Origin of the sequence: Rhodococcus ruber, from assembly GCF_016804345.1 — a bacterium.
GTDB classification, from domain to species: domain Bacteria; phylum Actinomycetota; class Actinomycetes; order Mycobacteriales; family Mycobacteriaceae; genus Rhodococcus; species Rhodococcus ruber.
The window spans coordinates 1,215,145-1,228,386 of record NZ_CP044211.1 but is presented as its reverse complement, the minus strand read 5'-3'; the positions used below and the strand labels follow the sequence as shown (position 1 = coordinate 1,228,386).

General features: G+C 70.7%; 13 protein-coding genes and 1 tRNA gene. 9 read left to right on the top strand and 5 right to left on the bottom strand.

All coding sequences use genetic code 11. From position 1 onward, the window contains the following. Positions 1 to 17: 17 nt before the first annotated feature. The 3 genes from F1734_RS05760 to F1734_RS05750 all read left to right on the top strand — a co-directional run bounded on the left by F1734_RS05760 (position 18) and on the right by F1734_RS05750 (position 2,466). Positions 18 to 1,202: an Ig-like domain-containing protein gene (locus F1734_RS05760; protein WP_102031093.1), complete on the top strand. Its 1,185-nt coding sequence runs from the start codon at positions 18 to 20 to the stop codon at positions 1,200 to 1,202. Between the two features lie 138 nt (positions 1,203 to 1,340). After that, on the top strand, positions 1,341 to 1,550 hold the full coding sequence (locus F1734_RS05755) for a hypothetical protein (RefSeq protein WP_017680576.1): 210 nt from the start codon (positions 1,341 to 1,343) through the stop codon (positions 1,548 to 1,550). A 61-nt stretch (positions 1,551 to 1,611) separates the two neighbouring features. Then, positions 1,612 to 2,466 (top strand): hypothetical protein, encoded by an 855-nt coding sequence (locus F1734_RS05750; protein ID WP_010593742.1) that lies wholly within the window; start codon positions 1,612 to 1,614, stop codon positions 2,464 to 2,466. Positions 2,467 to 2,471: 5 nt separating this feature from the next. On the opposite strand, the gene F1734_RS05745 is transcribed toward F1734_RS05750, so the two are convergent. Continuing rightward, positions 2,472 to 3,254, bottom strand: a complete 783-nt coding sequence (locus F1734_RS05745) for a nuclear transport factor 2 family protein (protein WP_203011423.1) — start codon at positions 3,252 to 3,254, stop codon at positions 2,472 to 2,474. 144 nt (positions 3,255 to 3,398) lie between these two features. Here F1734_RS05745 and F1734_RS05740 point away from each other — a divergent pair, with 144 nt between their 5' ends. The 4 genes from F1734_RS05740 to F1734_RS05725 all read left to right on the top strand — a co-directional run bounded on the left by F1734_RS05740 (position 3,399) and on the right by F1734_RS05725 (position 6,613). Then, the gene (locus F1734_RS05740) at positions 3,399 to 3,863 is read left to right on the top strand and encodes a hypothetical protein (RefSeq protein ID WP_010593740.1); all 465 of its coding nucleotides are present in this window, start codon (positions 3,399 to 3,401) and stop codon (positions 3,861 to 3,863) included. A 130-nt stretch (positions 3,864 to 3,993) separates the two neighbouring features. Further along, positions 3,994 to 5,340, top strand: a complete 1,347-nt coding sequence (locus F1734_RS05735; protein ID WP_102031096.1) for a serine/threonine-protein kinase — start codon at positions 3,994 to 3,996, stop codon at positions 5,338 to 5,340. Between the two features lie 444 nt (positions 5,341 to 5,784). Continuing rightward, positions 5,785 to 6,306 (top strand): winged helix-turn-helix transcriptional regulator, encoded by a 522-nt coding sequence (locus F1734_RS05730; protein WP_010593738.1) that lies wholly within the window; start codon positions 5,785 to 5,787, stop codon positions 6,304 to 6,306. 73 nt (positions 6,307 to 6,379) lie between these two features. Beyond that, the gene (locus F1734_RS05725; protein ID WP_225222260.1) at positions 6,380 to 6,613 is read left to right on the top strand and encodes a hypothetical protein; all 234 of its coding nucleotides are present in this window, start codon (positions 6,380 to 6,382) and stop codon (positions 6,611 to 6,613) included. 86 nt (positions 6,614 to 6,699) lie between these two features. On the opposite strand, the gene F1734_RS05720 is transcribed toward F1734_RS05725, so the two are convergent. Beyond that, a tRNA-Thr gene (locus F1734_RS05720) sits at positions 6,700 to 6,774 on the bottom strand. 120 nt (positions 6,775 to 6,894) lie between these two features. Between F1734_RS05720 and F1734_RS05715 the strand changes: the two genes are divergently transcribed. Continuing rightward, positions 6,895 to 8,367: a threonine/serine exporter family protein gene (locus F1734_RS05715; RefSeq protein ID WP_420803904.1), complete on the top strand. Its 1,473-nt coding sequence runs from the start codon at positions 6,895 to 6,897 to the stop codon at positions 8,365 to 8,367. A gap of 27 nt (positions 8,368 to 8,394) precedes the next feature. Here F1734_RS05715 and F1734_RS05710 read toward each other — a convergent pair whose 3' ends face one another. From F1734_RS05710 to F1734_RS05700, 3 genes are all read right to left on the bottom strand, one after another. After that, on the bottom strand, positions 8,395 to 8,634 hold the full coding sequence (locus F1734_RS05710; protein ID WP_003936798.1) for an MbtH family protein: 240 nt from the start codon (positions 8,632 to 8,634) through the stop codon (positions 8,395 to 8,397). After that, on the bottom strand, positions 8,631 to 10,022 hold the full coding sequence (locus F1734_RS05705) for a lysine N(6)-hydroxylase/L-ornithine N(5)-oxygenase family protein (RefSeq protein ID WP_203011421.1): 1,392 nt from the start codon (positions 10,020 to 10,022) through the stop codon (positions 8,631 to 8,633). The genes F1734_RS05710 and F1734_RS05705 overlap by 4 nt, the downstream gene beginning before the upstream one ends. Positions 10,023 to 10,165: 143 nt before the next feature. Continuing rightward, on the bottom strand, positions 10,166 to 11,890 hold the full coding sequence (locus F1734_RS05700; RefSeq protein WP_203011420.1) for an AMP-binding protein: 1,725 nt from the start codon (positions 11,888 to 11,890) through the stop codon (positions 10,166 to 10,168). Positions 11,891 to 12,006: 116 nt separating this feature from the next. Here F1734_RS05700 and F1734_RS05695 point away from each other — a divergent pair, with 116 nt between their 5' ends. Next, positions 12,007 to 13,170 carry an RNA-guided endonuclease InsQ/TnpB family protein gene (locus F1734_RS05695; protein WP_203011419.1) on the top strand — a complete coding sequence of 388 codons (1,164 nt, stop codon included), beginning with the start codon at positions 12,007 to 12,009 and terminating at the stop codon, positions 13,168 to 13,170. Positions 13,171 to 13,242: the final 72 nt, after the last annotated feature.

Below are 13,242 nucleotides of genomic sequence, written 5' to 3'. Positions count from 1 at the left end.
CATCGTGAGGAGCCGCCGTGTCGCCGAAGTGGCTGCGCCGCGGGGCGGCGTCGGCCGCGGCCGTCGCCGTGTCCCTGCTCGTGGCCTGCCCGCCCGGGGCCGCCGAGGAGGTCGAGGTCTCGTTCGGCCTCGCGTGCCGGGTGCGGTCGGTGATCGACGTCGACGAATTGCTCGGATCGTCCGCGACGGTGGACGCGCCCGCCCGGGTCCGCCCGGGTGAACGGTTCAGCTACCGGATCCAGACGGCCCCCGTCGCGTATCCGGACTCGAGCCGCGGCGCTACCACCCGCAGCGTCTCCCGCCTGAAGAACGACTTCGCGATTCCCGCCAACGCGACGTTCGTCGACGCCGCGGTCGTGCCCGGGACCGCCTTCAACCTGGACAACGTGCCGCCCGGCGTGCTGCGGGTGAACGAGGACGGCGTCCCCGACCCGGCGGGCACGATCCTGCGCCTGTCCGGAAACAACGAGGTCATCGGCAACAGCCCCACGTCCGGCACCGAGGGCGAGGCCGGGATCCGGGCGCCCAAGACACAGTTGCAGCTCGACGGCACCCCCAGTCCCGTCGGCGACAGCTGGTTCCGGCTCCCCGCGGTGGAGGTGACCATGATCGCGGGCGACGCGGGCGTGATCACGCCGATGCTCCGCACCGCCGGCGCCGCGGGCCTGGTCGACGACGACGCGAACTACAACACCTCGCTCACCCAGGCCACGTTCCTCGGCTCCACCCAGTGGGGACCGACACGCTGCTCACCGCGGGACACGATGACCGGGCCCCTCAACGCCGGCGCCGGTCCGCTCGCGGTCATCACGATCTCCGACGTCGCCGAGGTGCCCGCGACGGTCACCGTCGACGCCCCGGACGTGGTGGACGACGGGACGGTCGTCACCCTCACGGCGACGGTGTCGCCGGACGTCGAAGGCGGCACGGTGCTGTTCCGGGACGGCGGCACCGACCTGGGTCAGCCGGTGGCGGTCGTCGACGGCCGGGCCGCCGTCGAGCATCGCCTCTCGGGCGCCGGAAGCCACACGATCACCGCGGTCTACTCGGGCGCGCCCGGCGCGGCGGGCGCGACCTCCGAACCCGTCGCGGTGACGGTGCCCGAATCCGGGAACGCCCGCGGCTGGTGGATCGCCGCCGGGGTCGGGGCGATCGCCGGTGTGCTGGCCGTTGCCGTCCTCGCCCGCCGCCGGAGGCGCTGATCCGGCCCCGCCGGAGGCGGTGATCCGGCCCCGCCGGAGGCGCCGACCCGGCCGGACACGCCCCCGCACGTCCACCACGTTGTCGGCGCGTGATGCTATTACGGGACGAAGACAGCCACCGCGAAGGAGGTCCCGCCCATGACGACGTGCCGGGCGTGCCGATCCGATCTCGACCACTGTCACGGCACCCTCGTCGTGCACGCGACGACGACCGTGGAATGCACCGATCCCGACTGCTTCGACACCTCCCGGGTGCGGCACGTGCTGGTGATCGACTGCTCCGAACTCGCTCGGGGCTGCGGCTGCACCGAGGTGTATGCCCGGGTGGGAACGCTCCGCGTCTCCTGAGGACCCGCGGCGGCGGCTCGTCCCGCCGAGCCGCACTGTTGCGCCGGTTACAGTGACAGGCATGAGTCTGGCGTCCGCGCTCGCGTTCCCCGTCCGTCTCGGCTTCGCTGCGGCGGACTCGGCCCTCGGCGTGGCCGAAGGCGTCATCGGGACCGTCCGCCTGGCGGTCTCCCCCCAGACGTATGCGGGGCTGAACGCGGTCGGCGTCGCGAGCCCGCGGGGACCGCTCGGTTTGCTGCAACAGGTCTCCGTGCTTGCCGCCGACGACCGTCCGCTCGGCCAGGCGCTGCGTCCCGGCGGACCGCTGGATCGCCTCCTCGCGCCCGGCGGACCGGTTGACCGGCTCACCGCCCCGGGCGGCCCCCTCGACCGGCTCCTCGAACCCGGTGGCGCCCTCGACCGGGTGACGGCGCCCGGCGGTCCGCTCGAGAAGGTCCTCGCCGAGGACGGAGCCCTGGACCGCCTGCTGTCGAGCGGCGGCCTCCTCGATCGGCTCACCGCCCCCAGCGGCCCGCTCGAGCGTCTGCTCGCCGAGAGCGGGCCCGTCGAACGGCTCACCGCTCCCGGCGGAATCGTCGACGTCGCCCTCCAGCCCGGCGGCCTGGTCGAACGGGCCCTCGAGCAGGGCGGGGTGCTCGACACCCTGCTCGCCGAACAGGGCGCCCTCGAACGCCTGCTCGCCAAGGGCGGACCGCTCGACCAGATCGTGTCGCTGTCCGAGACGCTGGTGCAGCTGACCCCCACGATCCATCGGATGAGCACCAGCATCGACGTGCTGCAGGAGACCGCCGAACTGCTCCGCGAGGCGGTGGGCCCGCTGGGTGATCTCGCGGGCAAGCTGCCCGGCCGGTGGTTGCGCAGCAACTCGGGTGGCTCGGGCAACAGCGGCAGGCACGAACTGCGGGCACCGGACTGATCCGCTCACTCCTGCAGGTCCGTGACGGCCCGGAAGGTGCCGTCCATGTGGAACGGGGTGGACTCGTGCTCGTGTGCGATCCGCCACGACCCCTCGACGCGGCGTAGACCGAACGTGACGCGGAACCACAGGTCGAAGCGCGGCCCGCCGTGCTGTGTCGCTCCCAGCCGCGACAGTGCGTGGCAGAACGCGACGTCGCCGGCCGTCTCGACGCGCAGGTCCCGCACCTCACAGTCGAGAGGGCCGTCGAACCCCGCGAACCACGACGCCCAGACCTGCGGAGCGGGGGCGGACTTGCGCAGCGGCGGCGCCAGATCGAACACCGTCGCACCGGGGACGTAGCACGCGGCGAGCCGATCGACGTCCTTGGCGTTGCGGGCCGCGGTGTGTTCCTCGATCAGCGCACGAATCCGCTCCTCGTCCGGAGCCTCGTCCGTCTCGAGGACGGCGAGGATGTTGCCGGCCGGGTCCCGGAACCACGCGATCGGCGGGCCGACCCGACGGAAGATGCCCTTGTCGTCGACGTCGTCGTAGCGCTCGAACCGGACACCGCGAGCGGCGAGTTCGTCCACCACCTTCTCGAGGTCGCGAACGGGAAAGTCGAGGACGGTGTAGGTGGCCGGAGTGTGGTCCTCCTTCGGATAGATCAACGTGTCGCGTCCGCCGTCGAGGTCCAGGTGCAACATCCCGTGCTCCTCGGACACGGAGAGACCGAGGACGTCTCCGTAGAACTTCGCGGCCGCCGCCACGTCGTCGACAGCGAAACTGGAAAAGGAACGGTCCAACATGGTGCTGACTCCTCACTGCGAACGATGCCGTACCTGTTCCGACCGCCGAGCGGCGGTAAACTCATCGGCCGGGCGGTGACCTTCTTCCCCGGCACGGACCCCCGGGTCTAGCGTGAAAGACGGTTCCGACCGAGGGAGGTCGCCATGACACCCACTTCGACCCGACCGCGCTCCCCGGTCGCCGCCCGACGATTCGGGTATCTCGTCGCGGCCCTCCTCAACGCGGTGGTGCTGTACGCCGCGAACGTGTGGCCGGGCTGGGAGGCGGTGCCGTTCCTCACCGACGACACGCGGTCCGTCATCGGCTGGGTCAACGCCTCGATCCTGGTCAGCCTGGTCGCCAATCTCCTGTACCTGATGCGGGATCCCGTGTGGTTCAAGGCGCTGGGAGACGCGGTCACCACGACGGTTGCGCTGCTGGCGCTGCTGACGATCTGGCAGGTGTTCCCGTTCGACTTCGGCGACGCCTCGTTCGACTGGCCGCTCGTGGCGCGCATCGTCCTGGGGCTGGGAATCGTGGGCAGTGTCATCGGGATCGTCGCCGCCCTCGTCACCTTCGTCCGCAGCGTGGTGGGTCGCTCGTCGGCTCGAGGGACCCGGTCTCGCTGAACTGTGCCCGAGCCGGCCCTGGACGCCGGCTCGAAGGACCGCCTCGCCCCACCGAGCGAACGGACCGTGCCGGCGCCCCGCGCGACGGACCAGCGCGACGGGACCGGCCGGGGCTACTAGCGTTGGAACCATGCCCGTCCCCGAACTGCTCGCCGGCCGCTACGAGTTGCGCGGCGTGCTGGGCTGCGGCGGGATGGGTGAGATCAGAGACGGCTGGGACACCCGTCTCGGGCGACCCGTCGCGGTGAAAGTGCTTCGGGGCGAATTCGGACGCCTGCCCGACGTGCGCCGACGCTTCGAGGCCGAGGCACGCGCGGCGGCGTCCCTCGACGATCCGCACATCGTCGCGGTGCACGACAGCGGCGAGGACGCCGGAGTGCCCTACATCGTGATGGAGCGCCTGCCCGGCGGCACCCTCGCCGACGAGATCGCGCTCGGCCCGATGCCACAGGACCGGGTGCGGGCCATCCTGATCGACGTGGCAGCCGCGGTCGCCGCGGCGCACGACGCCGGGATCCTCCACCGCGACATCAAACCGGGCAACATCCTCTTCACCGAGGCCGGAGCGGTGAAGGTGACCGACTTCGGCATCGCCAAGAGCGCCGGCGAGGACTACACCCGCACCGGCGAACTCGTCGGCACCGTCGCCTACCTGAGCCCCGATCGGCTTGCCGGCACGCCGGCGAGCGTGCACGACGATCTGTACGCCCTCGGGGCCGTGGGGTACGAGGCACTGACCGGGCGCAAGCCCTACGACTACGACAACCTGCTGGCGCTGGCACGGGCGATCACGCAGGGACCGCCGCCCCCGCTGGCCGCAGCGCGACCGGACGTCGACCCCGGACTCGTGGCCGTGATCGAGCGGGCGATGGCACGCGATCCCGGACAACGCTTCACCAGTGCCCGGGACATGCTCGCCGCCCTGCAGGGCCGGCCTTTCGCCGCTCCGGTGAGCCCGGTGCCTCACGGGCCGACACGGGAGTTCACCGCCGCCGTGCCACTCGCGCCCGCCACGACTGCTGTGCGGTTCGACGCGACCCCCGAGCCCGACCCCGGTCGTCGCCGGATCCTGCTGGCACTCGGCGTGACGACCGCAGTAACGGTTGCCCTGCTCCTGCTTGCCTGGGGGCGGGGCGGTGATGCGCCGTCGGTCGCGGGGACGAGCAGCGTTCCCGTCAGCATCCCGATTCCGGTCGGCAACCCCAGTTCACCCGGCACCCCAGAGGCGAGCCCGACGCCCGTGTTCACCACCGTTCCCGCGCCGGCCCCGATCGTGCCGCCGGTAGTGCCGGAGTCCGGGAACGGAAGCAGTGAGGACGGTAACGAGGGGAACGGTAGCGGTGACGACGGCCGCGGCAACGAGGGCCGCGGTGACGGCAACGAAGGTGGCAACGAGGGCGGCGGCAACAACAGCGGCGGCAACGGCAACCGCGGCAACGGCAACAACAGCGGCGGCAACGGCAACAGCGGCAGGTGATGCGGGAGTCGGAACACGGGCCGGTGCGGAACGGAAGGGCTGATCGCGTTCGACCGCTGGACTGCACGAAACCCCTCGGGCGCTCCCACTTCGAGGTGGGAGCGCCCGAGGGGTGATGGATCAGAGCAGGATGCCGAGACCGGCGAGCAGAGTGAACAGCGTTGCAGCGAGGGAACCGAGAACCATTCCTACCTCCAAGGTGTCGTGTGACGATCCTTCGTCTCCGCAGGGGACGGAGACGAACGACGCTCCACGTCGCTGAGCGCGCGACGGGGGCATCATCAAGATCATCGAGCGGTACACGATAGGTGTTACCCCCAGTTCGACAAGCGCACTCTGTGATGTGCCTCACCACGGTTCGTCGGGTAGCCAGCCGACGGCCTTCGTGCCGGGAACCGACCGTCGGCCTGACTATGTCGCGGGCAAGTCACTTAGGATGGGTGCATGGATGCGGCACGGTTGGAGGGCTTTCTCGCCGATCGCGATGCCTGGCAGACCACCCAGTGCTCGATCGCGAAGGCGATGGACACGGTGGGAACCCGCTCGGCGATGCTGATCCTGCGCGAGGCCTACTACGGCACCCGGCGGTTCGACGACTTCACCCGCCGCGTCGGGGTCACCGAGGCTGTCGCGGCAGCCCGACTGCGCGAGATGACCGCCGAGGGCCTGTTCGAGCGTCGGCCGTACAAGGAACCCGGGCAGCGGACGCGGTACGAGTACGTCCTCACCGAGAAGGGCCGCGACCTGCTCCCCGTGGTACTCGCGCTGCAGCAGTGGGGTGACAAGTACCTCCAGGGCGAGCGCGGCGCTCCTCTCGGCCTGTCCGACGACACGACCGGTGATCCCGTGCGCGTCGAGGTCCGCAGCGCCGAACGCGAAGTCCCCCTCGAGGAACTGCGCGTGACGCCGAACTTCACCGCGGAACAGGCCCGCCGCGCGATGCGCAACGCCTCCGCAAACCGGTGACCCACCGCTGGGCGCTCTGCGAGAATCGGTCGACACGTTGTCACGAGCTCCGGGGGTGATCACCGTGACGGAGATGCCGGAATCCGGTGCCGGACCCGACCTGACCCGGGTGCCGACCGACGCCCTGCTCGCGGAGATCCGCCGCCGGATCGAGTCGTCGCCCGCCGTCTCCGCGGCAGCAGCGCCCGATCGAACCGAGGACGCCCCTCCCCCGAACACGCCGTTGCAGGTGTTCGAGGTCGCCGCGAACGAGAGCGACGAGACCGGGTTGCGCGCCTCACCGATCCACCCGGACAGCGAGACCTGAGCGCATCCGCGATCCGGGCAGCCGGACGCGAATGCAATTGTTGTCGCGTCCGACCGAGAACCGCGCGGATGCCCCCGCGCCGCTGGTGGAGCCCCCTGTCAGGATTGAACTGACGACCGCTCGCTTACAAGGCGAGTGCTCTACCACTGAGCTAAGGAGGCAGTCGAGCGCGCCAATCATACCGAGACACCGGGCCCGGCATGCCACCCCCCGGTTCGTTACGGTGGATTGGTGGCCGCGACGGCCGGAATCGACGACGACAGAGTTGGGAGCGCACAGCGGTGGGAACGATGGCAGCCGCCTTCGGAAAGCTTGTCCTCGACCGCCGGGCGACCCTGGACACCATCACCGAGGCGCCGGCGCCGCTGCAGCCGATCGACCTGACGGACGACGCGACGGTCGCCGAGGCGCTCGACGTCGCCGTCCGCGTCGGCGAGGTGCTGCTGGCCGCGGGCACCGGCGCGATCGACACCTCCGAGCAGGTGCGTTTCGTCGCCGCGACGTACGGCCTGGCCCAGTGCGACGTCGACGTGACCTACAACTCGATCGTCCTCTCGGCGTACCGGGGGCCGACGATGCCGCCGGCGAGCACGATGCGCGTCGTGCAGTACCGGTCGATGGACTTCACGCGGCTGGCCGCGGTGGACCGGTTGACCCGGCGCATCCGGCGGGAGGCGATCTCGCCGGCGCAGGCCCGCGAGGATCTGCTGGCGATCACGACGGCGCCGCACCCGTATCACCGCTGGATGGCGACGTTCGCGTGGGCGGCGATGGCCGCGTCGATCTCGGTGCTGCTCGGTGGTGGCGTGCTCGTGGCGGCGATGGCGTTCGCGTCGACAGCGGTCATCGACCGGACGAACCGTGTGCTCAACGGCATGGGCCTGCCGTTCTTCTTCCAGCACGTCGTCGGCGGCATCATCGCCGCGACGCCCGCGATCCTGTTGTTCAACCTGCGCGAGCCGTTGGGTGTCGACGTGCCGCCGGGGCTGATCATCGCGGCCGGCGTGACGGTACTGCTCTCGGGCTTGTCGCTGGTCGGCTCGGTGCAGGACGCGATCACCGGAGCGCCGATCACCGCGTCGGCGCGGTTCTTCGAACTGGTGATGATGACGGGCGGGATCATCGCCGGCGTGGCGACGGCGCTGAAGGTGATGGAGGCGCTGGGCGCGGAGCTGCCGGTGATCAGCAACGATGCGCTACCCACGGCGACCGCCCTGCCGGTGAAGGTACTCGCCGGTGCGGCGTCGGCACTGTTCTATGCGCTGGCGTGCTACGCCGAACGGCGGGCGCTGACGGCTGCCGCGCTCGGCGGTGCGGCGGGCAGCCTCGTGTTCCTGATGTCGATGGAGTTCGCGGTGGGCCCGATCATCTCGTCGGCGACGGCCGCGACGGTGGTCGGTTTCGCCGGTGGCCTGATGGCGCGACGGGCGCTGACCCCACCGTTGGTGGTGGCGGTCGCCGGTATCACCCCGCTGCTGCCGGGCCTGTCGTTGTACCGGGGCCTGTATGCGGTGATCGGCAACGAACTGCTGCTCGGACTGACCGCGCTGTTCTCGGCGTTCGGCATCGGGTGTGCGCTGGCGGCGGGGGTGACGCTCGGCGAGTGGCTGGCCCGCACGGTCCGGCATCCGCGCAGCGTGCTGCGGGCGGGGTCGCTGCGCCGGCCGCAGTTGCGGCGCGTCCGCCTGGTCCGTCCGTACCGGGCGTCGAAACGCCACGAGAGTCACCCCGCGGGTGGCGCACCCGCGGCGTGACTCTCGTCCACGCGTTACCTCGGACGGTCAGGCGCCGGCGTTGCGCGCCTTCTCGTCGGCTTCCATGGCGTCACGCAGGCTCTTCGGCCGCATGTCGGTCCAGTTCTTCTCCACGTACTCGACGCACGCTGCACGCGACTCCTCCCCGAACACCACGCGCCACCCCTGCGGCACCTCGGAGAAAGTCGGCCACAGCGAGTACTGCTCCTCGTCGTTCATGAGGACGTAGAAGCGGCCGTCTTCGTCGTCAAAAGGATTCGTGCTCATCTCGCCTCACTTGTCGCATAGGTGTGCTGCTCCCGTACCCTAGCAAGGTCCGGGGCCCGGTCATGACCCGCTGGTAGTTTTCCGTCGCGCTGCTCGAGGACGGATCCGAGGATCTCCCCGGACCGGATCGCCACGTTCGACAGCAGCGAGGCCGTCAGCCCGTGGGTCTTCTCGGTGCCGCCCTGGAGATAGATCCCCGCCCGGACGTCGCCCTCGGTGGGCAGGCGGTAGTCCCGGTCGACCGTGCGCAGCGGCGACGAGGCGGGAGCGAGAGCGCCGAGCAGCGGGGGCAGCGGGGCGGCGTCGAATCCGGTGGCGAGGACCACGGCGTCGCACGTCAGGGTGTCGGTGAGTCCGTCGAGCGTGCTGCGCACGTCCACCTCGATTCCGGTAGCCGTCTCGGTGACCGCGGCGACCTCGGAGGCGCGCCGCATGAACAGCCGCCGCCGGCCGCCGACGCGCTCGCGGTACTCGGCCGCGTACAGCGCGGCGATGAGGTCGGGGTCGACGACGGAGTAGTTGGTGCTGCGGTGCAGGGCCAGCAGTCGCTCCCGCTCCGCTTCGGGTGCGGCGTGCAGTTCGTCGACGGTGGCCGGATCGAAGATGCGGTTGGCGTACGGGCTGTCGTCGGCGGGGCTGTAGCCGAAGCGGGCGAACACGTTGTGCACCTCGGCCTGCGGGTAGTGGCTGTGCAGGTACTGCACCACCTCGGCAGCGCTCTGGCCGGCACCGACGACGACGAACCGCTGGTGCACCGGCGCCGGCATCTCGGCCAGATGGAACAGGAACCGGTGGTTGTGGAAGCACCGCACGCTCTCGGTGGCCCACGGGGGGATGCGGGGCCGCAACCCCACCCCGACGACGATGTTGCGGGCGTGTACGACGGTGCCGTCGGCGGCGTGGACGGCGAGGCGGTCGGCGATGCCCGCCGGGTCGCGTACGGCCTCGACGGCGACGACCTCGGTGCCGTACCGCACGTCGGCGTCGACGCGGGCGGCCGCCCACTGCAGATAGTCCTGGAACTCGTGCCGGGTGGGGAAGAACGTCTGGTGGTTGACGAAGTCGACGAGCCGGCCCCGGTCGTGCAGGTAGGCGAAGAAGGTGTAGGGGCTCGTGGGGTTGCGGAAGGTGACCAGGTCCTTCGGGAAGGCGATCTGCATGGTGGAGCCCTCGAGGAGCATTCCGGGATGCCAGGCGAAGGCGGGTTGCCGGTCGAAGAACCGGGCCCGCACGGGGTCGTGCGGGGCGTCGGCATTGTGCTCTTCGACGGCGATCGCCAATGCGAGATTGGCGGGTCCGAATCCGATCCCGACGAGGTCGAGGAGTTCCGGTGGTTCGCCGTCCGGCGACGGCGAGTCACCGCTGTCGTTGCAGGAGCGGTCGGTCATGGTCGCTCTTCCGTGCTCGGGGGCCGCAGCCGCGGATGGATCGATCGCACAAGAAGATAGCTCAGGCTACCCTTGGTTTGGTTAGCCTACCAATCATTGCAGCCGGTTGGGGTGCGTCACCCGCCGGCCCGGAACCCCGCTCCCTAGTGACTCCCCTCCGCCCGCGCAAACAGATCGCCTTTGCGGATCTTGCCGGTGGCCGTCATGGGCATCGCCTCGACGAGTTCGACGATCGGCACCTTGTAACCCGCCATGTTCTCGCGCGCCCACGCCGTGAGTTCGCCGGCCGTGACGGTCGCGCCGGGGACCGGCTGGACGAACGCAAACGCGACCTGCCCTCTGTCCGGATCGGACCTGGGGACCACCGCGACCGTCGCGACCCCCGGGTGCATGCGCAGCAGCGCCTCGACCTCGGCGGGGAAGACGCTCATACCGTTGGTCTTGATCATCTCCTTGTTGCGGGCGAGATAGTGCAGCGCACCGCGCTCGTCGAACCGGCCGACGTCGCCGGTGCGCAGCCAGTCGCCCTGGAACGCGTCCGCGGTAGCCTCGGCGTTGCGGTAGTACCCGGTGGTCACCGAGGGGCTGCGCACGACGATCTGCCCGGTCTCACCGAGCGGCACCGGGGCACCCGCCTCGTCGACGATCAGGATGTCGGTGCCCGGCACGGGCAGGCCACAGAACACCGGCTCGCTCGCGAGGTCGAAGTCGCCGTCCTGGAAGCCGAGGGTGAAGGTGTCCGCGGTGTTCGTCTCGGTCATGCCGTAGCTCGCCTCCCGCAGGGTGTGGCCGGTCGCGTCGCGCCACCGCCGGCGGATCGCCGGGTCGAGCTTCAGCACGAACGACACCGCCATGGCGTTGTCGAGCGTGGCGGCGCGGTTCCCGTCGAAGCCGGGCGCGTCCATGAGTTCGACATAGTTGTCGACGGTGCCGACCGTGCTGGTGACGCCGTGCCGCTCGACGAGAGCCAGCGCGGCGTCCGCGTCCCATCGGGTCATCAGCACCACGGAGCCGCCGTTGACGAGAGGGTTGAGGATGCCGAAGACCTCACCGGCGATCCAGAACACGGGCAGGTAGTTGAGCACCACGGTGGTCTCCCCCACCCGCCGGCCGCCGCCGACGGTGGCCGCGGCCGCGGTGTAGACCATGTGCCACTGGGTGTGCTCGCAGCCCTTCGGCATGCCGGTGGTGCCGCCGGTGTAGTTCAGCGCGGCGAGCGCGTCCGGGTCCGTCGCGACGGCGGGTGCGCGGGGACTGTCGAGAATGCTCGCCCAGTCGCCCGCGGCGGGATCGGTGACCGGGAACGGTGGCGGCACCTCCCCCGGCCTCGTACCGGTGAGCATGTCGCCGAGGGCAGTGACGGCGACGTGCCGCACCGGCGTGCGCGGCCGGACCGCCTCCACCAGCGGGAGCAGTTCGGGCTGCGTGAGCAGGATCGTGACGCCGGCGTCGGCGAGCTCGTGGGCGAGCTCGTGTTCGCGCAGCATCGGATTCACGGGTACGTGGACGGCGCCGATCTTGAGGATGCCGAGCATCGCGACGTGGAACTGCGGACAGTTGCCGAGGTGGACACCGATCCGGTCGCCGGCCCGGGCGCCGCGGGCGAGCAGCCAGCCGGCGAACCGGTCGGAGAGGTCGTCGTACTCGGCGTAACCGACCGTGCGACCGTAGAACTCGATCGCGGGGGCATGCGGGCGCACGTGCGCCCAGTGCCGCAGGTAGTCCACGAGCGCGCGCTCGTCGATCGGGTACTCCACCGTCCGCGGCACCTCCGGCGGCCAGTGCGCTTCCTGCACCCGCCGGATCCCGGTGAGCGCGGCCTCGAGGGCGTCGGAGTCGGTGGGGACCGTGTTGAGCTCGCGTGTCATCTGATGTGCGGCGCGGATACTGCCTCGTTCACGAGGGAGAGGAAGCGCCGTCCTCCTTTCGGGGGGAGTGGTGGTGTCGGGCGAACCTGTCGGTGGGGTCGGTTAGCGTGCCGGGCATGGGGGTCGAGGTGGTGCGCTACAACTACCGGTTGCGGCCGGGCACCATCGCCGAACATGCACTGATGCAGGAGTGGCATCGCTGCCGGTTCCTGTGGAACGAGGCGGTGCACCAACACAAGGCCGGTCGCCGGCCGACGTTCGGGAAGCTGGCCAAGCAGTTGACCGAGGCGCGGGCCCGCTCGTCGTGGTTGCGGGACGGCTCCCAGGTCGCCCAGCAGCAGATGCTGCGTACCTACGCGCAGGCGTTGGACGCGTCGTGCACGGTCGAGGGCCGGGGCCGGCCGCGGTTCAAGGCGCGGAGGAAGACCCGGCCCTCGCTCGAGTACACCCGCCGCGGGTTCCGGATCCGCCACGGCCGGTTGGTGCTGCCCAAAGGCGTGAGTGTGCCGGTGGTGTGGTCGCGGGCACTGCCGTCGGAGCCGTCGAGTGTGCGCATCACCCGCGATTGCCTGGGGCACTGGTACGCCTCGTTCGTGGTGACCCGCGAGGCCGAGCCGATCCCGGCCGCCGACCCGAACAGCGCGGTCGGGATCGACTGGGGCGTGGCCCGCACCGCGACGGCCACCGAGGAGCGTTTCGATCTGCCGCAGCACGGGCACCGGAAACGGTGTGCGGCGGAGGTGGCGAGAGCGCAGCGGACGATGGCGCGGCGCCGCCGGGGGAAGGGGCACCCACCCTCGAGGGGCTATCGCCGGGCCCGCACCCGGGCCGCGAAGGTGCAGAAGAAGGCGGCCCGGCAGAACCGGCACGACGGCCGGATCTGGGCCAGGGCCGTGGTCGAGGCGCATCATCTGGTCGCGGTGGAGGATTTCCGACCCCGGTTCCTGTCGAGGTCGACGATGGCGCGCACGGCCGCCGATGCCGCGATCGCGACGGTGAAACGGGAGTTGCTCGAGCAGGGCAGGCGGGCCGGCCGGAAGGTGGTGTCGGTGCGGCCCGCGTACACGACCATGACGTGTTCGAGGTGTTTCGCGAGAGCCAAGCAACCCCTCGGACTCGAGGAACGTATCTTCCGGTGCTGGGCGTGCGGGCATACCGCGTGCCGGGACCGGAACGCTGCCAGAGTGATTCTGGCTGTGGCGGAGCGTGGCCACACCGGTGTCGACGACGTGAGTCAAGCGGATCACCTCCCTCCGGGTGGTGGTGCGGTTGCGGTCTGAGCCGGGAATCTCCTGCCTTCAGGAAGGAGAGGCGTTAAGTCGACCTTCCGTTCTCGGGGCATCCGGCGGCGA

What these genes read in the sequence shown, in the direction of transcription:
- F1734_RS05755 (WP_017680576.1), top strand. Translation starts at nt 1,341, where the DNA reads ATGACGACGTGCCGGGCGTGCCGATCCGATCTCGACCACTGTCACGGC.
- F1734_RS05750 (WP_010593742.1), top strand. Translation starts at nt 1,612, where the DNA reads ATGAGTCTGGCGTCCGCGCTCGCGTTCCCCGTCCGTCTCGGCTTCGCT.
- F1734_RS05745 (WP_203011423.1), bottom strand. Translation starts at nt 3,254, where the DNA reads ATGTTGGACCGTTCCTTTTCCAGTTTCGCTGTCGACGACGTGGCGGCG.
- F1734_RS05740 (WP_010593740.1), top strand. Translation starts at nt 3,399, where the DNA reads ATGACACCCACTTCGACCCGACCGCGCTCCCCGGTCGCCGCCCGACGA.
- F1734_RS05735 (WP_102031096.1), top strand. Translation starts at nt 3,994, where the DNA reads ATGCCCGTCCCCGAACTGCTCGCCGGCCGCTACGAGTTGCGCGGCGTG.
- F1734_RS05730 (WP_010593738.1), top strand. Translation starts at nt 5,785, where the DNA reads ATGGATGCGGCACGGTTGGAGGGCTTTCTCGCCGATCGCGATGCCTGG.
- F1734_RS05725 (WP_225222260.1), top strand. Translation starts at nt 6,380, where the DNA reads ATGCCGGAATCCGGTGCCGGACCCGACCTGACCCGGGTGCCGACCGAC.
- F1734_RS05710 (WP_003936798.1), bottom strand. Translation starts at nt 8,634, where the DNA reads ATGAGCACGAATCCTTTTGACGACGAAGACGGCCGCTTCTACGTCCTC.
- F1734_RS05705 (WP_203011421.1), bottom strand. Translation starts at nt 10,022, where the DNA reads ATGACCGACCGCTCCTGCAACGACAGCGGTGACTCGCCGTCGCCGGAC.
- F1734_RS05700 (WP_203011420.1), bottom strand. Translation starts at nt 11,890, where the DNA reads ATGACACGCGAGCTCAACACGGTCCCCACCGACTCCGACGCCCTCGAG.
- F1734_RS05695 (WP_203011419.1), top strand. Translation starts at nt 12,007, where the DNA reads ATGGGGGTCGAGGTGGTGCGCTACAACTACCGGTTGCGGCCGGGCACC.